The sequence below is a fragment of the Streptomyces sp. NBC_01092 genome, assembly GCF_045039535.1.
GTDB lineage: Bacteria > Actinomycetota > Actinomycetes > Streptomycetales > Streptomycetaceae > Streptomyces.
In genome coordinates this window covers 3707906-3732955 of record NZ_CP108659.1, presented here as the reverse complement: position 1 = coordinate 3732955, position 25050 = coordinate 3707906, and the positions used below count along the sequence as shown (strand labels likewise).

Sequence of the window (25050 nt, the reverse complement as noted above, 5' to 3'; positions counted from 1 at the left end):
TCTGGCACGGGGCCGCAAGCGACCCGTACCGGTGATTTTCTGGAGAGTGCCTCGCGCTGAGAGGACATGAGACACAGCCACCCAGGCTACCAGTGGGCCGGAGAATGGCCCAAACCGGTCCCAGGCCGCCGCCCATGGGACCATGGAACCTACGTATCGATCCGACCCGAGGCATAAGGCGCCTCAAGAGACAGGACCCTGCGTGCCCGCGACCCCTAACAATGTGCCCGAGCCGAGCCGTACCGACCCGGCTCTGATCCGCAATTTCTGCATCATCGCGCACATCGACCACGGCAAGTCCACGCTCGCCGACCGGATGCTCCAGCTGACCGGTGTGGTCGAGCAGCGGCAGATGCGTGCTCAGTACCTCGACCGGATGGACATCGAGCGCGAGCGCGGCATCACGATCAAGTCCCAGGCGGTGCGGCTGCCGTGGGCTCCCACCCACGAACCCGGCAACACGCACATCCTCAACATGATCGACACCCCGGGGCACGTCGACTTCACCTACGAGGTCTCGCGGTCGCTCGCCGCATGTGAGGGCACCGTCCTCCTCGTCGACGCAGCCCAGGGCATCGAGGCCCAGACCCTCGCCAACCTCTACCTGGCGATGGAGAACGACCTCACGATCATCCCCGTACTGAACAAGATCGACCTGCCGGCCGCGCAGCCCGAGAAGTTCGCGGAGGAGCTGGCCAACCTGGTCGGCTGCGACCCGAGCGACGTGCTCAGGGTCTCCGCCAAGACGGGCCTGGGCGTCGATGCCCTGCTCGACAAGGTCGTCGCAGAGGTCCCCGCGCCGGTCGGCGTCAAGGACGCCCCCGCGCGCGCCATGATCTTCGACTCGGTCTACGACTCCTACCGCGGCGTCGTGACGTACGTCCGTGTCATCGACGGCCAGCTCAACAAGCGCGAGCGCATCCGGATGATGTCCACCGGTGCCACGCACGAGCTGCTGGAGATCGGGACGAACTCGCCCGAGATGCTCGGCGCCGACGGCCTCGGCGTCGGCGAGGTGGGTTACCTCATCACCGGTGTGAAGGACGTCCGCCAGTCCAAGGTCGGTGACACCATCACCAGCCTGCACAAGGGCGCGACCGAGGCCCTCGGGGGATACAAGGACCCGAAGCCGATGGTCTTCTCGGGTCTGTATCCGCTGGACGGCTCCGACTACCCGGAGCTGCGTGAGGCCCTCGACAAGCTCCAGCTCAACGACGCCGCGCTCGTCTACGAGCCGGAGACCTCCGCCGCCCTCGGCTTCGGCTTCCGCGTCGGCTTCCTGGGCCTGCTGCACCTCGACGTGGTCAGGGAGCGCCTGGAGCGCGAGTTCGGGCTCGACCTGATCGCCACCGCGCCCAACGTGGTCTACCGCGTGATCATGGAGGACGGGGCCGAGCACACGGTCACCAACCCCAGCGAGTTCCCCGAGGGCAAGATCAACGACGTGTACGAGCCGGTCGTACGCGCCACGATCCTCGCGCCGAGCGAGTTCATCGGTTCGATCATGGAGCTGTGCCAGACCCGGCGCGGCACCCTCCTCGGCATGGACTACCTGTCCGAGGACCGGGTCGAGATCCGCTACACCCTGCCGCTCGCGGAGATCGTCTTCGACTTCTTCGACCAGCTGAAGTCGAAGACGCGCGGGTACGCCTCGCTGGACTACGAGCCCACCGGCGAGCAGACCTCCAGCCTGGTCAAGGTCGACATCCTGCTGCACGGCGACAAGGTGGACGCCTTCTCGGCGATCACGCACAAGGACGCGGCGTACGCGTACGGTGTGCGGCTCGTCGCCAAGCTGCGGGAGCTGATCCCGCGGCAGGCCTTCGAGGTGCCGATCCAGGCCGCCATCGGCTCCCGGGTGATCGCCCGCGAGACCATCCGCGCCATCCGCAAGGACGTCCTCGCCAAGTGCTACGGCGGCGACATCTCCCGTAAGCGCAAGCTGCTGGAGAAGCAGAAGGAAGGCAAGAAGCGGATGAAGATGGTGGGTTCCGTGGAGGTTCCACAGGAGGCCTTCATCGCCGTACTGAGCAGCGATGACAGCGCGGGGTCGGGCAAGGCCAAGAAGTAACCGCAGGTAACACCGGGTGGCCCGGCAAATCGCCGCAACAGGGGTCCGTCGTACGAAAGCGCGACGGGCCCCTTTGCGCGCGCGGCGTGACTGTCTGGAGGAAGTGACAGGGCGCAGGCTCTTACGCAGGTGGCCGTCGGCCTTTACCCTGATCCCTGCTCGATAGTTACTCGCGAGTTAAACAACGCGAGTGGAACCAGCCGCACGTCAGCCGCACAGTCGCGGGCCCCCGGAGGATGTCGTGAGCGACACACAGACACTGATCGAGAACCGTCCGCCGAGCGTGGCGACCCTCTTCCTGGAGCGCGTGACCGCCACGCCGGACGCCGAGGCGTACCGCTATCCGATCCCGGCCGCCGCGGGGCAGGGCCCCGACCAGTGGAAGTCACTGAGCTGGGCGCAGGCCGCCGAGCGGGTCCACGCCATCGCGGCCGGCCTCATCGAACTGGGCGTCCAGTCCGAGCAGCGCATCGCCCTCGCGTCCTCGACCCGGCTCGAGTGGATCCTCGCCGACCTGGGCATCATGTGCGCCGGCGCCGCGACGACCACCATCTATCCGCAGACGAACGCCGAGGAGTCGGCGTTCATCCTCTCCGACTCCGAGAGCCGGGTGCTGATCGCCGAGGACGCGGCGCAGCTGGCCAAGGCACGGGAGAAGCGCGCCGAGCTGCCGAACCTCACGCATGTCGTCGTCATCGACGCGGCCGGTGTCGAGACGGACGACTGGGTGCTCAGCCTCGCCGAGCTGGAGGCCCGCGGCGCGGCCCGGCTGGAGAAGGACCCCGAGCTGATCAAGCAGCGGGTCGGCGCGATCACCAAGGACCAGCTGGCCACCCTGATCTACACCTCCGGCACCACCGGCCGCCCCAAGGGCGTACGGCTGCCGCACGACAACTGGTCGTACATGGCGAAGGCGATCGCCGCGACCGGCCTGGTCGGCGCGGAGGACGTGCAGTACCTGTGGCTGCCGCTCGCCCACGTCTTCGGCAAGGTGCTCACCTCCGGCCAGATCGAGGTCGGCCACGTCACCGCCGTCGACGGCCGCGTCGACAAGATCATCGAGAATCTGCCGATCGTGCAGCCGACGTACATGGCCGCCGTGCCGCGCATCTTCGAGAAGGTCTACAACGGGGTCGCCGCCAAGGCCCGCGCGGGCGGCGGCGCCAAGTACAAGATCTTCCAGTGGGCCGCCGAGGTCGCCCGCGAGTACGCCAAGGTCACCCAGGACAACTTCCGGCGCACCGGCACCCACTCCGCGCCCTTCGGCCTCGCCGCCAAGCACAAGGTCGCCGACACGCTCGTGTACGCCAAGATCCGCGAGGCCTTCGGCGGCAACCTGCGCGCCTGTGTGTCGGGCAGCGCCGCGCTCGCCCCGGAGATCGGCTACTTCTTCGCCGGCGCCGGCATCCACATCCTGGAGGGCTACGGCCTCACCGAGTCCTCCGCCGCGTCCTTCGTGAACCCGGGTGAGGCCTACCGCACCGGCACGGTCGGCAAGCCGCTGCCCGGCACGGAGGTGCGCATCGCGGACGACGGCGAGATCCTGCTGCGCGGGCCCGGCATCATGGAGGGCTACCACGGGCTGCCGGAGAAGACCGCCGAGGTGCTGGAGGCCGACGGCTGGTTCCACACCGGCGACATCGGCGAGCTGTCCCCGGACGGCTACCTGCGCATCACCGACCGCAAGAAGGACCTCATCAAGACGTCGGGCGGCAAGTACATCGCGCCGGCCGAGGTCGAGGGACAGTTCAAGGCGGTGTGCCCGTACGTGTCCAACATCCTGGTGCACGGGGCCGACCGGAACTTCTGCACGGCCCTGATCGCGCTGGACGAGGTCGCGATCGTGGCCTGGGCCGAGGAGAACGGGCTCGGCGGTAAGTCGTACGCCGAGGTCGTCGCCGCCCCGGTCACCGTCGAGATGGTCGACGGGTATGTGCAGCAGCTCAACGCCGGGCTGCAGAAGTGGCAGACGATCAAGAAGTTCCGGCTGCTGCCGCGGGATCTCGATGTGGAGCACGGGGAGATCACGCCGAGCCTGAAGCTGAAGCGGCCGGTTGTGGAGCGCGAGTACAAGGGTCTGATCGAGGAGATGTACGCGGGTTCGCGGGAGGCGTAGCGCAAGGCCGGAGGGGCGGCGGGGGCCGTCGGCGGCTGCGGTTCGTCGTGAGCCGCAGATCGATACGGCCCCGCGCCCCTCTCAGGTCGGGACGCGAACCCCTAGCCGATGAGCCGGCGTATCTCGTGGACCCTTGCGCGCAGGTCCGTCAGATTCGGGGGCGTGTCGTCGGAGAGCTGGTCCTCCAGGGCCGCCAGCCGCGTGCTCAGCTCCTTGCCGTGGACGTGCTCGCGGCTCAGGAGGTGCTCCAGCTGCCTGTTCTTGCGGTACAGGTCCAGGAACACCGACACCTTCGCGCGGAGCACCCATGGGTCGAACGGCTTGGTCAAGTAGTCCGCAGCGCCCGTCGCATAGCCGCGGAAGGCGTAGCCGGGCTCGTCCTCCGCGCCGGTCAGGAAGATGATCGGGACGTCCTTGGTCTGGTCGAGCCGCTTGATGTTCGTGGCGGTCTCGAAGCCGTCCATGCCCGGCATCCGGACATCGAGCAGGACCAGGGCGAAGCGCTGCCGCAGCAGCGCCTTCATGGCTTCCTCGCCCGAACGCGCGCGGACGAGCGGCTCGTTGAGGGACCCCAGGACGGCCTCCAGCGCGATCAGGTTGTCCTCCATGTCGTCGACTAGGAGGATGCCGGCACGCTCGTCGGTCGTTGCCTCAGCGCTCATGGTGAAGTGGCCTCACTCGGTGATGGTCGGCGGGACCTCTTCCTCTCGCGAAGGGTCCGGTCCCGGTACTGCGGTGTGGTCCGGTTTCGCGGTACGGCCCTCCGGCTGCGTGGCCTCGGGGTCCAGGAGGTCGCAGACGACGGTGAGGAGCTGATCCACGTCCACCGGCTTCGGTACGTAGTCGTTGGCGCCCCGCGCGATGGACTTCTCCCGGTCTCCGGGCATCGCCTTCGCGGTCAGCGCGACGATGGGCAGGTGCGCCCAGCGTGGGGTGCGGCGGATGGCGGAGATCGTCTCATATCCGTCCATCTCCGGCATCATGATGTCCATCAGGACGAGTTCGACGTCCGGCGTGCGCTCCAAGGTCTCGATGCCCTCGCGGCCGTTCTCCGCGTACAGGACCGGCATGCCGACCCGGCCGAGGACATGGGTGAGCGCGAAGACGTTGCGGATGTCGTCGTCCACTATCAGCACCCGCCGGCCCGGCAGGACCTGGCCCGCCCGGCCGGTCTGCCACGCCTCCAGCTTGGTCGGCGTCGGCCATGAGTCGTCCGTGTCATGGATCGCGTGGTAGGGCTCGGTCGACAGCTGCTCCGGCACCGGCAGCGGGCGGTCCTCGGGCACCGGGCCGGTCGCCGAGTGACCGGGGCTGACGACCGGGACGTACAGCGTGAACGTGGAGCCCTTGCCCGGTTCGCTCTCGGCGACGATACGGCCGCCCAGCAGGCCCGCGATCTCGCGGCTGATGGACAGGCCGAGTCCCGTGCCGCCGTACTTGCGGTTGGTCGTGCCGTCGGCCTGCTGGAACGCCTCGAAGATCACCGGGAGCTTCTCCCGCGCGATGCCGATGCCCGTGTCGGAGACAGCGAAGGCGATCACCTCGTCGCTCTCGCGGATATAGCGGTGCTCGGGGTCCTTCAGCCGGGCCACCCGCAGCTCGACCCGGCCCGTCGCGGTGAACTTGATCGCGTTGGACAGCAGGTTGCGCAGGATCTGCTGGAGGCGCTGCTCGTCCGAGTACATCTCGCGCGGCACGTCCTCGCCGACGGACACCTCGAAGGAGAGTCCCCGGTCCAGGGTGAGCGGGCGGAAGGTGGCGTGGACGTAGTCCAGCAGCTTGATGAGCGGCAGCTTCTTCGGGCGTACGTCCATCCGGCCGGCCTCGATCTTCGACAGGTCCAGGATGTCGTTGATCAGCTGGAGCAGGTCCGAGCCGGAGCGGTGGATCGTCGTCGCGAACTGGACCTCCTGGTCGGAGAGATGGCCGTCCGGGTTGTCCGAGAGGAGCCTCGCCAGGATCAGCAGGGAGTTCAGGGGGGTGCGGAGTTCATGCGACATGTTCGCCAGGAACTCCGACTTGTACTGGGAGCTGGTCGCGAGCAGGGCCGCCTTCTCCTCCAGTTCGGCGTTGGAGCGCTGCAACTCCGCCTGCTGCTTCTGGAGTTCGTCCGAGCGTTCCTGGAGCTGCATGGCCAGGCGCTGGGACTCGCCGAGCAGGGACTCCGTACGGGAGTTGGCGATGATCGTGTTGATCGCGACAGCGATGGTGTTCACGAACTGGTCGAAGAACGCCAGGTGCACGTCGGAGAAGCGGGAGAAGGAGGCCAGCTCGATCACGCCGAGGAGCTTGTCCTCGAAGAGGATCGGGATGATGACGACGCTGGTGGGGGCCGCCTCGCCGAGCCCGCTGTTGATCTTGATGTAGTCCGGCGGGGCCTCCTCGACGAGGATCCGCTTCTTCTCGCGGGCCGCCTGCCGGACCAGGCCGTGCACCGGCATGGCGCCCGTGTCCACGGTCGCGCCCTGCGCCGAGCCGTATCCGGCGATGAACGCCAGACCCTTCGTGGGAACGGTGGTGCGCAGAGCCGCGCCGTCCTCGTCCGGGTCGGCCAGGAAGAACGCGCCGTACTGGGCGTTCACCAGCGGTGTCAGCTCGCGCAGCAGCAGGTCGGCGACCTCCATCAGGTCGCGGTGGCCCTGCATCAGCGCGGCGAGGCGGGCGAGGTTGGACTCCAGCCAGTCCTTGGCGCGGGTCGTCTCGCGGAGGTTGGCCACCATCAGGTTGATGTTGTCCTTCAGCTCGGTGACCTCGCCCTGCGTCTCCACGGTGATCGAGCGGGACATGTCGCCCTGGGCCACGGCGGAGGCGACCTCGGCGATGGCGCGGACCTGGGTGGTGAGGTTCAGCGCGAGCTCGTTCACGTTGGTCGTCAGGCGCTTCCAGGTGCCGTAGACGCCCTCGACCCTTGCCTGGCCGCCGAGTTGGCCTTCACTGCCGACCTCGCGGGCCACGCGCGTGACCTCGGAGGAGAAGGAGGACAGGGTGTCGACCATCGTGTTGATGGTGGTCTTCAGCTCCAGGATCTCGCCGCGCGCGTCCACGTCGATCTTCTTGGACAGGTCGCCCTGGGCGACGGCGGTGGCGACCTGGGCGATGTTGCGGACCTGCGAAGTGAGGTTGTCCGCCATGTAGTTGACGTTGTCGGTCAGGTCCCGCCAGACCCCGGAGACGCCCAGCACCTGGGCGCGCCCGCCGAGCCGCCCGTCGGTGCCGACCTCGCGGGCCACACGCGTCACCTCGTCGGCGAAGGCGCGCAGCTGCTGGACCATCGTGTTGACGGTGTCCTTGAGTTCGAGGATCTCGCCGCGGGCGTCGACGGTGATCTTCTTCGACAGGTCGCCGTTGGCCACCGCCGTGGTCACCTGGGCGATGTTGCGGACCTGCGAAGTCAGGTTCAGCGCCATGAAGTTGACGTTGTCGGTGAGGTCTTTCCAGACGCCGGAGACGCCGCGGACCTGGGCCTGGCCGCCGAGGTTTCCTTCGGTGCCGACCTCGCGGGCGACGCGGGTGACCTCGTCGGCGAAGGCGGAGAGCTGGTCCACCATCGTGTTGATGGTCGACTTCAGCTCCAGGATCTCGCCCTTCGCCTCGACGGTGATCTTCTTGCCGAGGTCGCCCTGGGCGACGGCGGTGGAGACGAGGGCGATGTTGCGGACCTGTGAAGTGAGGTTGTCCGCCATGAAGTTGACGTTGTCGGTGAGGTCTTTCCAGACGCCGGAGACGCCGCGGACCTGGGCCCGGCCGCCGAGGTTGCCCTCGGTGCCGACCTCGCGGGCGACGCGGGTGACCTCGTCGGCGAAGGCGGAGAGCTGGTCCACCATCGTGTTGATCGTGGACTTCAGCTCCAGGATCTCGCCCTGGGCGTCGACGGTGATCTTCTGGCTCAGGTCGCCGTTGGCCACCGCGGTGGTCACCTGGGCGATGTTGCGGACCTGCGAAGTCAGGTTCGACGCCATGAAGTTGACGTTGTCGGTGAGGTCCTTCCAGACGCCGGAGACGCCACGGACCTGGGCCCGCCCGCCCAGCTGCCCCTCGGTGCCGACCTCGCGGGCGACCCTCGTCACCTCGTCGGCGAAGGCGGAGAGCTGGTCCACCATCGTGTTCACGGTCAGCTTCAGTTCGAGCAGCTCGCCGGTCGCCTCGACGGTGACCGTGCGGGTCAGGTCGCCGCGGGCCACGGCCGTCGTCACCGCCGCGATGTCGCGCACCTGGGCCGTCAGCCGGGACGCCATCGCGTTGACCGCCTCGGTCACATCCCGCCAACTGCCCGACAGGCCCGTCACCTTGGCCCGTCCGCCGAGCCGGCCCTCGGTGCCGACCTCGCGGGCCACGCGGGTGACCTCGCCGGTGAACAGGGAGAGCTGGTCGACCATCTTGTTCACGGCACGGCCCAAGCGCCGCAGGTCGCCGCGTAACTGGCGGCTGCCGTCATGCAGATCCACCCGCTGGGTGAGGTCGCCGCCGGCCACCGCGTCCAGCACCCGCGTCGCGTTCGCCGCGGGGGCCACCAGGGCGTCCAGCAGATGGTTGACGTCATTGACGCGGGTCGTCCAGTCGCCCTGGCCCGGGCTCGCCGAGAGTCGCTCGTCGAGCCTGCCGTGCCGGACCAACTCCCTTTTGACGCGCTGCACTTCCCCGTTGAAGTGCGTACTGCGGTCCATGATCTGGTTGAAGACCGCCGTCAGTTCGGCCACCACTCCTTCATCGGTCTCCGGGAGCCGGCGGAAGTCCCCGTCCCGGGCCGCGGTCATCGCGGCGAGCAGCGGGCGCAGATCCGATGCTCGAATTTGACCGTCTTTCTGTCCGTCTTCGAGCACACGCGTAGCACGGTTCTCACTCATGGCGGCCCACTTCGGTAACTCGGTGCTTATGGGCGTGGCCAGTCTGTCACTCTGTCGGCGTCGACTGAGGCTATTCGTCCGAACCGCTCGGGGAGCTGTACATGGGGGCCATTCCGGTGCAACGGGAGACCGTCACCCGTGCCTGTGATGCGCCTGCGCCGGAGAGCGGGGGCGCGCAGACCCGCACCGTCCTGCCCGGCAGCCCCCTCTCCCCGGGCTCCGCCCGCACCCTCGTGCGCGCCGCCGTCACCGAGTGGGCCACGTCCGGACTCCCCGGCACCGAGAACCTCAGCGAGCGGCTCCTCGACGACGCCGTCGTGGCCGTCAGCGAGCTCGTCACCAACGCCGTCGTGCACGCCGGCACCGAGGTCGAGCTCTCCTGCCGGCTGGAGGACGACGGCGCCCTCCTCGTCGAGGTCCTGGACCACCACCCCTCGCGGGCCCCGCGCGACGGGGAGCTGGAGGCGCCGTACGAGACGCCGGAGTACGGGCGCGGGCTGCGGCTGGTGTCCCGGCTCGCGGAGTCCTGGGGCGTCACCTACCGCACCGGCTCCAAGACCGTGTGGGCGCGGCTGCCCGCCGAGGACCCCGTGCCGGCCAAGGACGACAGCGAGGCGTACGCCGAGGACCGCGCCCTTGAGCGCGGGCTGCGGGTCGCCGAGATCCTCGCTCCGGAGCCCCAGCGCGCCGAGCGGGAGCGGGACTGGCTCAACCGGGGCGCCCTGTCCTTCCTCGCCGAGGCCTCCGACCTGCTCGCCGGGCAGCTCGACGAGAACCTGGTCGCCGCGCTCGCCGGCCAGCTGATCGTGCCGCGGCTGGCGGACTGGTGCGCGGTGTGGCTGGAGGACGAGGTCGCCGGGCGCTGGGGGTACGCCCGCTCCGGCGAGGCGGACAGCGGCGGCGGCTGGGCGGTGGAAGGCATCGCCGGGACCGGGCCCCGGCTCGCCCGGGTCTGGCACGGCTCCGAGAACCTCATCGAGGAACTCCGCCGGGCCCTGGAGAAGGAGCCGCCGCTGCCGCCCGACAACCACCGCACCGGGCCCGTCCCCTATCCCTGGCCCGGCGAGGCGCTCGGCGCACGCCAGGCGCACGGTACGGCGCTCGCGTACCGGCTGATCGCCGGCGGCCATCCGCTGGGCACGCTGGTCATCGGGCGGGCCGACCTCGTGCGCTTCCCCGACGAGGTCACCGGACTGGTGGAGGATCTCAGCCGCCGGGTCGCCCTCGCGATCGGCGCGGCCCGCCAGTACGCGCGGCAGGCCACCATCAGCCGGGTCCTGCAGCGCGGGCTGCTGCCCGGCGCCGTCGCGGAGATCCCGGGGGTGGCCAGCGCCCTCGTCTACGAGCCGTGCGACAAGGGCGGTCCGAGCGGCGACTTCTACGACCTCTTCCCGGCCCGCGACGGCCGCTGGTGCTTCGCCATCGGCGACGTCCAGGGCAAGGGTCCCGAGGCGGCCGTGGTGATCGGCATCGCGCGGCCCTGGCTGCGGCTCCTGGCCCGCGAGGGCTACCGCGTCTCCGACGTCCTGGACCGCCTCAACCAGCTCCTCCTCGACGACGCCACCGAGGCCGCCGACGCCGCCGCCCGCGCCCTCGTCGGCCCGGTCGCCCCCGGCGACGGCCCGCAGACCCGCTTCCTCTCCCTCCTCTACGGCGAACTCACCCCCTTCGAGGGCGGCGTCCGCTGCACCCTCGCCTCGGCCGGCCACCCGCTGCCGCTCCTCCTCGGCGAGGACGGCGAGGTCCACACCGTCGCGCAGCCGCAGACCCTCCTCGGGGTCGTCGAGGACGCGACGTACACCAGCGAGACCTTCGAGCTGCGCTCCGGCGACACCCTGCTGTGCGTCACCGACGGGGTGACGGAGCGGCGCAGCGGCTCGCGCCAGTTCGACGACGGCGACGGCCTCGCGACGGCGCTCGCCGGGTGCGCGGGCCTGAACGCCCAGCTGATCGCGGAACGGATCCGCAGGCTGGTGCACGAGTTCGGCGGGCGTCCGCCGGAGGACGACCTGGCGCTGCTGGTGCTGCAGGCCGAGTGACGCGCGGGGAGGGACACCCGCGCGGTACGGGACAATGGAACCCATGCCCTCCGCACTCCCCGACGGCGAGCCCGTTCCCGACGACGGCGCGCTCCCCGCGTCCGCGCTCACCGGGACCGCCGACCGTCCCCTCGGCTTCTATCTGCACGTCCCGTACTGCGCGACCCGCTGCGGCTACTGCGACTTCAACACCTACACCGCGACCGAGCTGCGCGGCACGGGCGGAGTGCTCGCCTCCCGCGACAACTACGCCGAGACCCTCGTCGACGAGGTCCGCCTGGCCCGCAAGGTCCTCGGCGACGACCCGCGCGAGGTCCGCACGGTCTTCGTCGGCGGCGGTACGCCCACGCTGCTGGCCGCCGGCGATCTCGTACGGATGCTGGGGGCCGTCCGCGACGAGTTCGGGCTGGCGCCGGACGCGGAGATCACGACGGAGGCGAACCCGGAGTCGGTGGACCCGGCGTATCTGGCCACCCTGCGCGAGGGCGGCTTCAACCGGATCTCCTTCGGCATGCAGAGCGCGAAGCAGCATGTGCTGCGGGTGCTGGACCGCACGCACACGCCGGGCCGACCCGAGCGTTGCGTTGCGGAGGCTCGCGCGGCCGGTTTCGAGCACGTCAACCTCGACCTGATCTACGGCACCCCGGGCGAATCGGACGACGACTGGCGGGCCTCGCTGGAGGCCGCGCTGGGCGCCGGGCCGGACCACATCTCGGCCTACGCGCTGATCGTCGAGGAGGGCACGCAGCTGGCCCGCCGGATCCGCCGGGGCGAGGTCCCGATGACGGACGACGACGCACACGCGGACCGGTACCTGATCGCCGAGTCGGTGCTCTCGGAGGCGGGCTTCGAGTGGTACGAGGTGTCGAACTGGGCGACCTCGGAGGCGGGGCGCTGCCTGCACAACGAGCTGTACTGGCGGGGCGCCGACTGGTGGGGCGCGGGCCCCGGAGCCCACTCGCACGTCGGCGGGGTGCGCTGGTGGAACGTGAAGCACCCGGGCGCGTATGCGGCGGCGCTGGCGGCGGGGCGGTCTCCGGGAGCCGGCCGCGAGCTCCTGTCGGAGGAGGACAGAAGGGTCGAGCGGATCCTCCTGGAGCTGCGGCTCCGGGAGGGGGCACCGCTGGAGCTGCTGCGCGAGGAAGGGCTCGCAGCCTCCCGCCGGGCACTCTCGGAGGGGCTCCTGCAGGCCGGTCCGTATGAGGAGGGGCGTGCGGTGCTGACGCTTCGGGGGCGGTTGCTGGCGGATGCGGTGGTCAGGGACTTGGTGGACTGATCACTCGGGCGAGTGAATCGGTGCGGAACGTCGGTTCGGTCCCTAACCTGGTTCGTAGGCTGCCGCCGACCGTACGCGGCGGATGTGGAGGGCCACGGAGATGACCACTGTGGATGATCGCCGGGTGCATGAGGCATTCGAGAACCTCGAAGTTCCCGAGGGCTTCAAGGCTGAACTCATCCGGGGGGAAATCGTGATGATGGCCGGACCCGACAAGGTCCACAACCGCATCGTGCAGGCAGTGCAGGATCAGATCCCGCCGGGCGGATGGGACCGGCTGCAGACGCAGGACGTGGCCTTTCCCGGTGAGTACAGCGAGCCACAACCGGACCTGGTCGTCCTGGAGGTCGGTGCCGATGACGGCCCCGGGCGGCTCGTACTCGCAGGCGCCGTGACCATGTTGGTGGAGGTCGTCTCCAAGACCAGCGTCCACCGTGACTACGTGGAGAAGCGGTCGCTCTACGCGGCCGGTGGAATCCCCGTATACCTGATCATCGACCCCTTCGAAGCCAAGTGTCTGGTGCTGTCGGAGCCGGTCGGCAGCGGACTTTCGGCCGACTACCAGTCGGAGCGGACCCGTAAGTTCGGTGATTCGGTGCCGCTGCCATGGGTGGGCATCGATCTGGACACGAGCAGGTTCGGCACATTGCCACCGCTCGGTGCTAGGCCGTGACGAAGTCGATCAGCTCCTCCACCCGCCCCAGCAGCTGCGGCTCCAGGTCCTTGTAAGACCCCACCCGCTGCAGAATCGCCTGCCACACCGCCCCGGTGTTCTCCGAAGGCCACCCCAGCGCCCGGCACACCCCCGTCTTCCAGTCCTGGCCGTGCGGCACCCGTGGCCACCCCGCGATTCCCAGGGCTGACGGCTTCACCGCCTCCCAGATGTCGATGTACGGGTGGCCCACGACCAGCGCGTGCCCGCTCGTCACCGACTCCGCGATACGCCACTCCTTCGTGCCGGGTACAAGGTGGTCCACCAGGACTCCCAGCCGTGCGTCCGGGCCGGGTGCGAATTCGGCCACGATCGACGGCAGGTCGTCGACGCCCTCCAGGTACTCCACCACCACGCCCTCGATGCGCAGGTCGTCGCCCCACACCTTCTCGACCAGCTCGGCGTCGTGCCGGCCCTCGACGTAGATACGGCCGGCGCGGGCCACGCGCGCGCGTGCGCCGGGGACGGCGACCGAACCGGATGCCGTACGGGTGGGGCGCGCAGGAGCGGCGGACGACGGCCGGACCAGGGTCACCACCTTGCCCTCCAGCAGGAACCCGCGCGGCTCCAGCGGAAACACCCGGTGCTTGCCGAAGCGGTCCTCCAGGGTGACCGTGCCCGCCTCGCAGCGGATCACCGCGCCGCAGAACCCCGTGCCGGGCTCCTCGACCACCAGGCCGGGCTCCGCCGGGACCTCGGGGACGGGCTTGGGCTTCTTCCAGGGCGGGGTCAGGTCCGGGGAGTACTGGCGCATTCGGATGACGATAGGAGAAGCGCCCCCACGGTCACTGCGACACGCCGAATCTGGATGCGAGCTCGTCTCGCTGACGCCGTACGAACACCGAGTCCACCACCGCTCCGTGACCGGGCACGTACAGCGCGTCCTCGCCGCCCAGCTCCAGCAGGCGGTCAAGGGCGGCCGGCCAGTGCGACGGTACGGCGTCGGGCCCCGCCTGCGGCTCGCCGGACTGCTCCACCAGATCGCCGCAGAACACCACCTCCCGCTCGCCCGGCACGAGCACCACCAGGTCGTGGGCGGTGTGCGCGGGCCCCACGTTCGCCAGCAGGACCTGGCGGCCGCCGCCCAGGTCGAGCGTCCACTCGCCGCTGACATGGTGGTGCGGGCGGATCAGCGCGTCCACCGCCTCCTCCGCCGCGGCCGGGTCCAGGCCGTTGCCGACCGCGTCGGCGCGCAGCTCCTCGCGCGCGTGGCGCCCGTCGAGCACCGTCTCCATGCCAACAGGGCCGTAGACCTCGGCGCCCGCGAACGCCGCCGCCCCGAAGACGTGGTCGAAGTGGGGATGCGTCAGCGCGAGATGAGTCACACGGTGACCCGCGAGCCACTGCGCCTGCGTACGCAACCGCACGCCCTCCGCGAGGCTTGACCCGGCGTCGACGATCAGTGCGGTGCCGTCCCCCACGACCAGCCCCGCCGTGCAGTCCCACACCGGAAGCCGGCACCGGCCCACCCCGGCCGCCAGCCGCTCCCACCCCAGCTCTTCCCAAGTCACCGTCATACGGCGACGCTAGCCAAGACACCATCGCCAAGCACGAAGGACCTGGCCCGGCCTTGCCCGGGGCGTACCCCACCGCCGTACACTTGGCCGGGGACGGCTGGCACTCGGACGGACAGAGTGCCAGGAAAGACGCCAAGCGGCACGACTTTCTGGAGGTGTGCGCGAAATGCTGAGTGAACGCAGGCTCCAGGTGCTGCGCGCCATCGTCCAGGACTATGTCGGGACCGAGGAGCCGGTCGGGTCGAAGGCCCTGACCGAGCGGCACAACCTCGGCGTCTCGCCGGCGACCGTCCGCAACGACATGGCAGCCCTGGAGGACGAGGGCTTCATCGCCCAGCCGCACACCAGCGCCGGGCGCATCCCCACCGACAAGGGCTACCGGCTGTTCGTCGACAAGCTCGCCGGCGTCAAGCCGATGACCCCGCCCGAGCGGCGCGCCATCCAGAACTTCCTCGACGGCGCCGTCGACCTCGACGACGTGGTGGCCCGCACCGTACGGCTGCTCGCGCAGCTCACCCGGCAGGTCGCCGTCGTGCAGTACCCGTCGCTGACCCGCTCCACGGTCCGGCACGTCGAGCTGCTCTCGCTCGCACCCGCGCGCGTGATGCTCGTGCTGATCACGGACACCGGGCGGGTCGAGCAGCGCATGATCGACTGCCCCGCGCCCTTCGGTGAGACCGCGCTCGCGGATCTGCGGGCGCGGCTGAACAGCCGGGTCGCGGGGCGGCGCTTCAGTGATGTGCCAAGGCTCGTCGAGGACCTCGTCGAGGCCTTCGACATCGAGGACCGCGGCACCGTCACGACCGTGCTCTCCACCCTCCTGGAGACACTCGTCGAGGAGAACGAGGAGCGGCTGATGATCGGCGGCACCGCCAATCTCACCCGCTTCGGGCATGACTTCCCCCTCACCATCCGGCCCGTCCTGGAGGCGCTCGAGGAGCAGGTCGTGCTCCTCAAGTTGCTTGGCGAGGCCGGGGATTCGGGCATGACCGTGCGCATCGGGCACGAGAATGCCTATGAGGGACTCAACTCCACGTCTGTCGTGTCGGTGGGCTACGGTTCGGGCGGCGAGGCAGTCGCCAAGCTCGGCGTGGTCGGACCGACCCGCATGGATTACCCGGGAACGATGGGAGCGGTACGCGCAGTGGCACGTTACGTCGGACAGATCCTGGCGGAGTCGTAAGTGGCCACGGACTACTACGCCGTGCTCGGCGTGCGTCGCGACGCGTCGCAGGAAGAGATCAAGAAGGCCTTCCGGCGGCTCGCTCGCGAGCTGCACCCGGACGTCAACCCGGATCCGAAGACCCAGGAGCGGTTCAAGGAGATCAACGCCGCTTACGAGGTGCTGTCGGACCCGCAGAAGAAGCAGGTCTACGACCTCGGCGGCGACCCGCTGTCCCAGGCGGGCGGCGCTGGCGCCGGCGGCTTCGGCGCGGGCGGCTTCGGGAACTTCTCGGACATCATGGACGCCTTCTTCGGTACGGCGTCCCAGCGCGGCCCGCGCTCGCGCACCCGGCGCGGCCAGGACGCGATGATCCGGCTGGAGATCGAGCTCGACGAGGCGGCCTTCGGCACGACGAAGGACATCCAGGTCGACACGGCCGTCGTCTGCAACACCTGCAACGGCGAGGGGGCTGCCCCCGGCACCTCCGCCCAGACGTGTGACATGTGCCGCGGCCGCGGTGAGGTGTCGCAGGTGACGCGGTCCTTCCTGGGCCAGGTCATGACCTCGCGGCCGTGTCCGCAGTGCCAGGGCTTCGGCACCGTCGTCCCGACCCCGTGCCCCGAGTGCGCGGGCGACGGCCGGGTACGGTCCCGCCGGACCCTGACGGTCAAGATCCCGGCCGGTGTCGACAACGGCACGCGGATCCAGCTCGCCGGTGAGGGCGAGGTCGGGCCCGGCGGCGGTCCCGCCGGTGACCTGTACGTCGAGATCCACGAGCTGCCGCACTCGACCTTCCAGCGGCGCGGCGACGACCTGCACTGCACGGTCACCATCCCGATGACGGCCGCGTCCCTCGGCACGAAGGTGCCGCTGGAGACGCTGGACGGCATGGAGGAGGTCGACATCCGGCCCGGCACCCAGTCCGGCCAGTCGATCCCGCTGCACGGGCGCGGTGTCACGCATCTGCGGGGCGGCGGCCGTGGCGATCTCATCGTGCACGTCGAGGTCCAGACCCCGAACAAGCTGGACCCCGAACAGGAGCGCCTGCTGCGCGAGCTGGCCAAGCTGCGCGGCGAGGAGCGCCCGCAGGGGCAGTTCCAGCCGGGTCAGCAAGGGCTGTTCTCGCGGTTGAAGGACGCGTTCAACGGTCGCTGACCGGTGCGTGGGGGTTGCGTTCCGTGGCTGGGGGCCGCCGCCCCCAGACCCCCGCTTCGGCCCTGAACGGGCCTCGTCCTCAAACGCCGGACGGGCTGATTTTCCCCGGCCCGATGCCGGGGCACAGGGCCGATTCGGACTTGTTCGGAGGACGTGACAACATGCCGTCATGTCCTCCGCACTGACCGATCTCTTCCCCCATCCGATCGTGCAGGCCCCCATGGCAGGCGGCGTCTCCGTGCCGCACCTCGCTGCCGCCGTGTGCGAGGCCGGTGGGCTGGGCTTTCTCGCCGCCGGGTACAAAACCGCCGACGGGATGTACCAGGAGATCAAGCAGCTGCGCGGGCTGACCCAGCGCCCTTTCGGCGTCAACCTGTTCATGCCGCAGCCCGAGTACGCCGACGCCGCGGCCGTGGACGTCTACGCCCACCAGCTGGCCGGTGAGGCCGCCTGGTACGAGGTCGAGCTGGGGGACCCGGACAGCGGACGGGACGACGGCTACGACGCCAAGCTCGCCGTGCTCCTCGACAACCCGGTGCCCGTGGTCTCGTTCCACTTCGGCGTGCCCAGCAGCGACGTGCTGGAGTCCCTGCGCCGGGCCGGCACCGTCACCCTCGTCACCGCCACCACCCCGGACGAGGCCCTCGCCGTGCAGCGGGCCGGGGCCGATGCCGTGATCGTGCAGGGCGTGGAAGCCGGTGGTCATCAGGGCACCCATCGCGACAACCCCGAGACCGACGGCACCGGCATCGGGCTGCTGTCGCTCGTCGCCCAGATCCGCGAGACCGTGAGCCTCCCGCTCGTCGCCGCCGGCGGCATCATGCGCGGCAGCCAGATCGCCGCCGCCCTCGCGGCCGGCGCCAGTGCCGCACAGCTCGGCACCGCCTTCCTCGCCACCCCGGAGTCCGGCGCCAACGCCCTGCACAAGCAGGCGCTGACGAACCCCCTGTTCGTCCGCACCGAGCTGACGCGCGCGTTCTCCGGACGCCCCGCGCGCGGCCTCGTCAACCGCTTCCTGCGCGAGCACGGCCCGTACGCCCCCGCCGCCTACCCCGAGGTCCACCACCTCACCTCGCCCCTGCGCAAGAAGGCCGCCGCGTCCGGTGACCCGCAGGGCATGGCCCTGTGGGCGGGGCAGGGGCACCGCATGGCCCGCGAACTGCCCGCGGGGCAGCTGGTGGAGGTCCTGGCCGCCGAACTGAACGCCGCGGCGACAGCGTTGTCGGCCTTCCCGAGGGGCGGTGCCGTCGGATGACCGCGCCGGTGTTCGTCGTCGAGTCGCTGGAGCGGGCAGCCGGTGCCGCCGGTGGCGAGTACGTGCTCGACGGGCCCGAGGGGCGGCACGCCGTCTCCGTGAAGCGGCTGCGGGCCGGCGAGGACGTCGTCCTCACCGACGGGCAGGGCCGCTGGGCCGAGGGCGTCGTCAAGGCGGCCGAGGGCAAGGACCGGCTGGTGGTGGAGCTCGGTGCCGTGGCGGAGGAACCCCCTGAGCAGCCCCGTATCACCGTCGTCCAGGCCCTCCCCAAGGGCGACCGCGGTGAGCTCGCCGTCGAGACCATGACCGAGACCGGCGTCGACGCGATCGTGCCCTGGGCGGCCTCCCGGTGCATCACGCAGTGGAAGGGCGAGCGCGGCGCGAAGGCCCTCGCCAAGTGGCGGGCCACCGCCCGCGAGGCCGGCAAGCAGTCCCGCCGGGTGCGCTTCCCCGAGGTCGCGGAGGCGGCGACGACCAAGCAGGTCGCGGCGCTGCTCGCGGCGGCCGACTTCGCCGCCGTACTGCACGAGGACCGCGACTACGGCAGCGAGCCGCTCGCGACGGCCGAACTGCCCGCCGAGGGCGAGATCGTGCTCGTCGTCGGGCCCGAGGGCGGCGTGTCCCCCGAGGAGTTGGCCCTCTTCGAGGAGGCGGGGGCGAAAGCGTACCGTCTGGGCCGTACCGTCCTGCGGACCTCCACTGCCGGAACCGCGGCGACGGCACTGCTCCTCGGCCGCACCGGCCGCTGGTCCTGACCCCGGGAGGGACGTCCGCCGTGGAACTCGCCCAAGTACGGCTGCTGGTCAGCGACTTCGCCGCCTGCTACCGCTTCTACGCCGACGTCCTCGGCCTCAAGCCGCAGTCCGGCGCGACGGACGGGCCGTACGAGAAGTTCAGCCCCGCCGCCGGCTCGGCGGGCATCGCCCTGCAGGACCGGGCGATGATGGCCGACGTCCTGGGTGAACTCGGCGACGACGCCACCGGCCACCGCTCCCTGGTGGTCCTGCGCGTGGACGACCTGGACGCCTACTGCGCCCAGCTCGCCGAACGCGGCGCGACCCTCCTGCGCGGCCCGGGCCCCATGACCGACCGCATGCGTGTCGCCCACCTCAAGGACCCGGAGGGCAATCTCGTGGAGCTTCAGGAGTGGCTGCTGCTGCGCGGATGAGGTCGACCGCCTCGGCGACCGCGTGGAACAGCTCCCAGCCGTCCAACTCGCCCTTCCCCGGCAGCAGTTCGCGCCGGGACGCCTCGTCCACGAGGGCCCGTACGACGCCGGGCTCGCGCAGGTTGAGCAGGTTGCCGCGGCCGTCGCCGACACAGCCCGAGAACCAGTAGCCGTCGGCGACATAGCGGCCCGAGCCGGCCTCGCCCGCCCGGAAGACGACGCGCGTACGGGCGCCGTCGAGATACAGATTCAGGACTTCCCGGCAGACGTCGGCGTCGCGGTGCTTGTGCCGGACGCTCCACAGATACGTCGTCCGCTCGTCCACGACGAGCCTGCGCAGTCGGCGATTTGATCGCATCCGGCCACGCTACGGCGCCGGGCACCGCCCGGTCTCCGGGTTTTTCGCCAGGGGGGCCGAGTGTCCGTATGCGCTCTACCGCGTCGGCCGGGACAGTGGCAGGCTGCCGTCCCATGGGGGCTTTCAGCAGGGTTCGGGGTCGCGCCGGGCGGCGCCTGCGCGGGGCGCGGGTGGCGGGTGCGGCGGGGCTCGCGGTGGTCGCCGTCGGCGGCCTGGCCGCCTGTGACCCGGGCGGGCTGAACACCGCGACCGTCGCGTTCACCACCGACCAGACCGTGACCGCGGAGCTGGAGCGGCAGAAGGCCGATGTGCAGTGGCTCAACTGCACGGGCTCGTACGACGGCGGCAACGGCAACAGCTCACCGACGGCCAGTGAGAACACCGTCGTCAAGGTCGACTGCGAGGGCGAGACCCGCGACGGCAAGGACATCACCGTCACCGGCCGGATCACCCGGGCCGTCAGCGGCTCCTGCGTGCGCGGAGACCTTGTCGCCAAGATCGGCGGCAAGGAGTGGTTCCACGTGAACGGGCTGGGCAACTGCGACGCCACGCCCTCGCCGGTCAACCCGCCCGGGAACGGCTCGCAGCCCGGTCCCACCGTCACGGTGACGGTCACCAGGACCGTCTACTGCAAGGAGCACCCCAACTGCTGGCCGGAGGGCAAGTGATCCAAAGGTCTGTTCGCGCACGCCGCCCTTGCTTAGGGTGATCGGGTGACACAGTCCGCGACCTCCCTGACGACCTCGGCCGCACACCCTTCGCCCTCGTACCTGCGGTATCCGCATCTGCGCGGCGACCTGGTCGCCTTCACCGCCGAGGACGACGTGTGGCTCGCCCCCCTCGACGGCGGCCGCGCCTGGCGGGTCAGCGCCGACAATGTGCCGGTCTCCCGGCCACGCATCTCGCCCGACGGTACGACCGTCGCCTGGACCTCCACCCGTGACGGCGCCAGTGAGGTGCACATCGCGCCGGTCGACGGCGGCCCGTCCAGGCGCCTTACGCACTGGGGCAGTTGGCAGACCCGGGTGCGCGGCTGGACCCCCGACGGCCGGGTCCTCGTGATCAGCACCCAGGGCCAGGCCGGCAGCCGCCGCACCTGGGCCCACGCGGTCCCGCTCGACGGCGGCCCCGCCACCACCCTGCCCTACGGCCCCGTCGGCGACGTCGTCCACGGGCCGCACCTGGTGCTCGCCTCCGCGCCCATGGGCCTGGAGGCCGCCCGGTGGAAGCGTTACCGGGGCGGTACGGCGGGCAAGCTGTGGATCGACCGGGAAGGCGCGGGGGACTTCGTACGGCTGCACGAGGGGCTGGACGGGAACCTGGAGGACCCGGTGTGGGTGGGGGAGCGGATCGCCTTCCTCTCCGACCACGAGGGCGTCGGGGCGGTGTACTCCTCCCTCGCCGACGGGTCCGATCTGCGGCGGCACACTCCGGGTGGGGGCACCTCCCGCTCGAGCGAAGCCGAGAGTGGGGGAGGGTTCTACGCCCGGCACGCCGCCGGCGACGGCACCCGCCTCGTCCACGCCTGCGCCGGTGAACTCTGGCTCCTGGACGACCTCGACGGCGCCGAGCCGCGCCGGCTCGACATCCGGCTCGGCGGACAGCGCACCGACCGGCAGCCGTACCCGCTGAACGCCGCCGTCTCGTTCGGCGAGGCCGCGCCCGACCACACCGCGCGCGGCAGCGCGGTCGCCGTCCGGGGCGCCGTGCACTGGGTCACCCACCGCTCAGGTCCCGCCCGCGCGCTCGCCGCCGAGCCCGGCGTACGGGCCCGCCTGCCACGCACCTTCCGGGCGGAGGGCGAGGAGTGGGTGGTGTGGGTGACCGACGCGGAGGGCGACGACGCACTGGAGTTCGCCCCGGCGACCGGCCTCGCGCCCGGGGCCACGCCGCGCAGGCTGGCCGCCGGGCAGCTCGGGCGGGTGCTGGAGCTCGCCATGGCACCCGACGGGAGCCGGGCCGCGGTCGCCGCGCACGACGGACGGGTGCTGCTCGTCGAGCGGGAGAGCGGCGAGGTCCGCGAGGTCGACCGCAGCGTGGACGGGGACGTGTCGGGGCTGGTCTTCTCGCCCGACTCGGCCTGGCTCGCCTGGTCGCACCCCGGCCCGCGCCCGCTGTGCCAGCTCAAGCTCGCCAACACCACCGACCTGTCGGTCTCCGAGGCGACCCCGCTGCGGTTCCAGGACTACGCGCCCGCGTTCACGCAGGACGGCAAGCACCTGGTGTTCCTGTCGGCCCGCGCCTTCGACCCGGTCTACGACGAGCACGTCTTCGACCTCGCCTTCGTGGTCGGCTCCCGCCCCCACCTGATCACCCTGGCCGCCACCACCCCGTCGCCCTTCGGCCCGCAGCGGCACGGCCGGCCCTTCGACGCGCCGGACAAGGACGAGACCCCCGACAGCGAGGGCACCCCGACCACCCGCATCGACCTCGAAGGGCTCGCCGACCGGATCGTGCCGTTCCCCGTCGAGGCCGCCCGCTACACCCACCTGCGGGCCGCCAAGGACGGCGTGCTGTGGCTGCGGCACCCCGTGCGGGGCGCGCTCGGCGCCTCCCGGGCCACGCCCGACGACCCCGAGCCCAAGACCGAGCTGGAGCGCTACGACCTCCTCCAGCGGCGCGTCGAGCATCTCGCCGACGACGCCGACGACTTCGAGGTCAGCGGCGACGGCAAGCGGGTGCTGCTGTGGACCGACAGCAGACTCAAGGTCGTCCCGAGCGACCGGCGGGCCTCCGGAGACGAGGACAGCGACTCGAACATCACCGTGGACCTGACGCGCGTACGGCAGCGGGTCGACCCGTCGGCCGAGTGGCGGCAGATGTTCGACGAGGCCGGCCGCATCATGCGGGACCACTTCTGGCGGCCGGACATGAGCGGCGTGGACTGGACCGGCGTCCTCGACCGCTACCGCCCCCTCCTCGACCGCGTCGCCACCCACGACGACCTGATCGACCTGCTGTGGGAGGTGCAGGGCGAGCTGGGCACCTCGCACGCCTACGTCTCACCGCGCGGCGGATACGGTGGCGGGGCCCGCCAGGGACTGCTCGGCGCCGACATCTCCCGGCACGCCGACGGGAGTTGGCGCATCGACCGGGTCCTGCCGTCGGAGACCTCCGACCCCGAGGCACGGGCGCCGCTGGCCGCCCCCGGGGTCGCGGTGCGCGCCGGGGACGCGATCGTGGCGGTGGCCGGGATGCCGGTGGACCCGGTGACCGGGCCCGGACCGCTGCTCGTCGGCACGGCGGGCAAGGCGGTGGAACTGACGATCTCGCCGGCCGGCGGCGGGGACGTACGGCACGCGGTCGTCGTCCCCATCGCGGACGAGCAGCCGCTGCGGTACCACGCGTGGGTGGCCGGCCGGCGGGCGTATGTCCACGAGAAGTCCGGCGGCCGGCTCGGCTACCTCCACGTGCCGGACATGCAGGCGCCCGGCTGGGCCCAGATCCACCGTGACCTGCGGGTCGAGGTGGCGCGGGAGGGGCTCGTCGTGGACGTCCGTGAGAACGGCGGCGGGCACACCTCCCAACTGGTCGTGGAGAAGCTGGCGCGCAAGATCGTGGGCTGGGAACTGCCGCGCGGGATGCGGCCGTACAGCTATCCGCAGGACGCTCCGCGCGGTCCCGTGGTGGCGGTGGCGGACGAGTTCTCCGGGTCGGACGGGGACATCGTCAACGCGGCGATCAAGGCACTGGGCCTCGGGCCGGTGGTGGGCACGCGGACGTGGGGCGGCGTGATCGGCATCGACAGCCGCTACCGACTGGTCGACGGCACGCTGATCACCCAGCCGAAGTACGCCATCTGGCTGGAGGGCTACGGCTGGGACGTGGAGAACCACGGCGTCGACCCGGACGTGGAGGTGGTGCAACGCCCGCAGGACTACGCGGCGGGGAGGGACACGCAGCTGGACGAGGCGATCCGGATCGCGTTGGAGGGGCTGGAGGAACGGCCCGCAAAAACGCCGCCCAGTTTGCCCACCTAGGGGCGCGGGGCTGTATCGATTTGCGGCTCCGCCGCGGGGCGCGATCACCCCCCACGCACCCGCACCCGACGACGATACGATGCCCCACGTAAAGCGCCGCCCAACCCCCGGAGGGACCATGGCAGGGGAACCGCAGGACGACTGCCTGTTCTGCAAGATCGTCGAGGGGCACGTCCCTGCGACGATCGTCCGGGAGACGGAGTCGACCGTCGCCTTCAGGGACATAAACCCCCAGGCCCCCGTCCACATCCTGGTGATCCCCAAGGTGCACTACGCGAACGCCGCCGCGTTGGCCACCGCCGAACCGACCGTCGCCGCGGACGTCCTGCGCGAGACCCAGGCCGTCGCCGACGAGGAGAAGCTGGAGAGCTACCGGGTCGTCTTCAACACGGGCCCCGGCGCCGGCCAGACCGTCTTCCATGCCCACGCCCACATCCTCGGCGGCCGCGGCATGCAGTGGCCCCCCGGGTAAGCAGCCGTGTCCGTACGTGAATTGGTGGTGCTCGGCACCGCGAGCCAGGTCCCGACCCGGCACCGCAACCACAACGGGTATCTGCTGCGCTGGGACGGCGAGGGAATCCTCTTCGATCCCGGCGAGGGCACACAGCGCCAGATGCTGCGGGCCGGGGTGGCCGCGCACGACCTGAACCGGATCTGCGTCACCCACTTCCATGGGGACCACTCCCTCGGCCTCGCCGGGGTCATCCAGCGCATCAACCTCGACAAGGTCCCGCACCCCGTCACCGCCCACTACCCCCGTTCCGGCCAGCGCTTCTTCGACCGGCTGCGGTACGCCACCGCCTACCGCGAGACCGTCGACCTCGCGCAGGACCCGGTCAGCGCCGACGGGGTGATCGCCGACACCGGCGTGTACACCCTGGAAGCGGCCCTGCTGTCGCACCCCGTCGAGTCGTACGGCTATCGCCTCGTCGAGCCGGACGGTCGCCGCATGCTGCCCGAGCGGCTCGCCGCGCACGGCATCAAGGGGCCCGACGTCGGCCGGCTCCAGCGGGAGGGCGTGCTCGGCGGGGTCTCGCTGGACGACGTGAGCGAGATCCGGCGCGGACAGCGGTTCGCCTTCGTCATGGACACCAGGCTGTGCGACGGGGTGTACACCCTCGCCGACGGCTGCGACATGCTCGTCATCGAGTCCACCTTCCTGGAGGAGGACAGCGAACTCGCCGCCGAGCACGGCCATCTGACCGCCGCTCAGGCCGCCCGGGTCGCGCTCGACTGCGGCGTACGGCATCTCGTGCTCACCCACTTCAGCCAGCGTTACACCGAGCCCGACGATTTCGAGCGGCAGGCGCGGGACGCAGGCTTCGAGGGGGAGCTGACGGTGGCCCATGACCTGCTGCGGGTGCCCCTGCCGAAGCGCCGGTAGTACAGCCGTA

At 70.9% G+C, this 25050-nt stretch carries 19 protein-coding genes; 14 read left to right on the top strand and 5 right to left on the bottom strand.

Annotated elements, in window-relative coordinates:
- Positions 1 to 202 precede the first annotated feature (202 nt).
- On the top strand, positions 203 to 2071 hold the full coding sequence (gene lepA, locus OG254_RS16715) for a translation elongation factor 4 (RefSeq protein WP_405582532.1): 1869 nt from the start codon (positions 203 to 205) through the stop codon (positions 2069 to 2071).
- 241 nt (positions 2072 to 2312) lie between these two features.
- Positions 2313 to 4187 (top strand): AMP-dependent synthetase/ligase, encoded by a 1875-nt coding sequence (locus OG254_RS16710; RefSeq protein ID WP_405582529.1) that lies wholly within the window; start codon positions 2313 to 2315, stop codon positions 4185 to 4187.
- A 101-nt stretch (positions 4188 to 4288) separates the two neighbouring features.
- Here the strand turns inward: OG254_RS16710 and OG254_RS16705 are convergent, their stop codons facing one another.
- Positions 4289 to 4849, bottom strand: coding sequence for a two-component system response regulator (locus OG254_RS16705; RefSeq protein ID WP_405582526.1), 561 nt, complete (start codon positions 4847 to 4849; stop codon positions 4289 to 4291).
- Between the two features lie 12 nt (positions 4850 to 4861).
- Complete coding sequence (locus tag OG254_RS16700; protein ID WP_405582523.1) at positions 4862 to 9031, bottom strand: HAMP domain-containing protein; 4170 nt, start codon at positions 9029 to 9031, stop codon at positions 4862 to 4864.
- Positions 9032 to 9132: 101 nt separating this feature from the next.
- Between OG254_RS16700 and OG254_RS16695 the strand changes: the two genes are divergently transcribed.
- The 3 genes from OG254_RS16695 to OG254_RS16685 all read left to right on the top strand — a co-directional run bounded on the left by OG254_RS16695 (position 9133) and on the right by OG254_RS16685 (position 13019).
- Positions 9133 to 11070, top strand: coding sequence for a SpoIIE family protein phosphatase (locus OG254_RS16695; protein WP_405582520.1), 1938 nt, complete (start codon positions 9133 to 9135; stop codon positions 11068 to 11070).
- Positions 11071 to 11113: 43 nt separating this feature from the next.
- Positions 11114 to 12346 (top strand): radical SAM family heme chaperone HemW, encoded by a 1233-nt coding sequence (gene hemW, locus OG254_RS16690; protein ID WP_405582517.1) that lies wholly within the window; start codon positions 11114 to 11116, stop codon positions 12344 to 12346.
- Positions 12347 to 12446: 100 nt separating this feature from the next.
- Complete coding sequence (locus OG254_RS16685; protein WP_405582514.1) at positions 12447 to 13019, top strand: Uma2 family endonuclease; 573 nt, start codon at positions 12447 to 12449, stop codon at positions 13017 to 13019.
- Here the strand turns inward: OG254_RS16685 and OG254_RS16680 are convergent.
- Positions 13009 to 13812 carry a DUF3097 domain-containing protein gene (locus tag OG254_RS16680; RefSeq protein WP_405582511.1) on the bottom strand — a complete coding sequence of 268 codons (804 nt, stop codon included), beginning with the start codon at positions 13810 to 13812 and terminating at the stop codon, positions 13009 to 13011. The two genes, OG254_RS16685 and OG254_RS16680, sit on opposite strands and share 11 nt — an antisense overlap.
- 31 nt (positions 13813 to 13843) lie before the next feature.
- Positions 13844 to 14575 carry an MBL fold metallo-hydrolase gene (locus tag OG254_RS16675; protein WP_405582508.1) on the bottom strand — a complete coding sequence of 244 codons (732 nt, stop codon included), beginning with the start codon at positions 14573 to 14575 and terminating at the stop codon, positions 13844 to 13846.
- Positions 14576 to 14741: 166 nt separating this feature from the next.
- Between OG254_RS16675 and hrcA the strand changes: the two genes are divergently transcribed.
- From hrcA to OG254_RS16650, 5 genes are all read left to right on the top strand, one after another.
- A complete protein-coding gene (hrcA, locus tag OG254_RS16670; RefSeq protein ID WP_405582505.1) occupies positions 14742 to 15758 on the top strand; it encodes a heat-inducible transcriptional repressor HrcA in 1017 nt (338 codons plus the stop codon).
- Positions 15759 to 16895, top strand: coding sequence for a molecular chaperone DnaJ (gene dnaJ, locus OG254_RS16665; RefSeq protein WP_351191447.1), 1137 nt, complete (start codon positions 15759 to 15761; stop codon positions 16893 to 16895).
- A 169-nt stretch (positions 16896 to 17064) separates the two neighbouring features.
- Positions 17065 to 18150, top strand: coding sequence for a nitronate monooxygenase (locus OG254_RS16660; RefSeq protein ID WP_405582502.1), 1086 nt, complete (start codon positions 17065 to 17067; stop codon positions 18148 to 18150).
- Positions 18147 to 18905, top strand: a complete 759-nt coding sequence (locus OG254_RS16655) for a 16S rRNA (uracil(1498)-N(3))-methyltransferase (protein ID WP_405582499.1) — start codon at positions 18147 to 18149, stop codon at positions 18903 to 18905. Before OG254_RS16660 ends, OG254_RS16655 begins: the two co-directional genes overlap by 4 nt.
- Before the next feature lie 20 nt (positions 18906 to 18925).
- A complete protein-coding gene (locus tag OG254_RS16650; protein WP_405582496.1) occupies positions 18926 to 19318 on the top strand; it encodes a VOC family protein in 393 nt (130 codons plus the stop codon).
- Here the strand turns inward: OG254_RS16650 and OG254_RS16645 are convergent.
- Entirely contained in the window at positions 19260 to 19676 is a 417-nt protein-coding gene (locus OG254_RS16645) for a hypothetical protein (RefSeq protein ID WP_405582494.1), read from the bottom strand. The genes OG254_RS16650 and OG254_RS16645 overlap by 59 nt on opposite strands.
- 113 nt (positions 19677 to 19789) lie before the next feature.
- Between OG254_RS16645 and OG254_RS16640 the strand changes: the two genes are divergently transcribed.
- The 4 genes from OG254_RS16640 (at position 19790) to OG254_RS16625 (ending at position 25040) form a co-directional block, all read left to right on the top strand.
- Positions 19790 to 20344 carry a hypothetical protein gene (locus OG254_RS16640; RefSeq protein WP_405582491.1) on the top strand — a complete coding sequence of 185 codons (555 nt, stop codon included), beginning with the start codon at positions 19790 to 19792 and terminating at the stop codon, positions 20342 to 20344.
- A gap of 45 nt (positions 20345 to 20389) precedes the next feature.
- Positions 20390 to 23656: a S41 family peptidase gene (locus tag OG254_RS16635; protein ID WP_405582488.1), complete on the top strand. Its 3267-nt coding sequence runs from the start codon at positions 20390 to 20392 to the stop codon at positions 23654 to 23656.
- Between the two features lie 118 nt (positions 23657 to 23774).
- Positions 23775 to 24128: a histidine triad nucleotide-binding protein gene (locus tag OG254_RS16630; protein ID WP_405582485.1), complete on the top strand. Its 354-nt coding sequence runs from the start codon at positions 23775 to 23777 to the stop codon at positions 24126 to 24128.
- 6 nt (positions 24129 to 24134) lie between these two features.
- Complete coding sequence (locus tag OG254_RS16625; RefSeq protein ID WP_405582482.1) at positions 24135 to 25040, top strand: ribonuclease Z; 906 nt, start codon at positions 24135 to 24137, stop codon at positions 25038 to 25040.
- Positions 25041 to 25050: the final 10 nt, after the last annotated feature.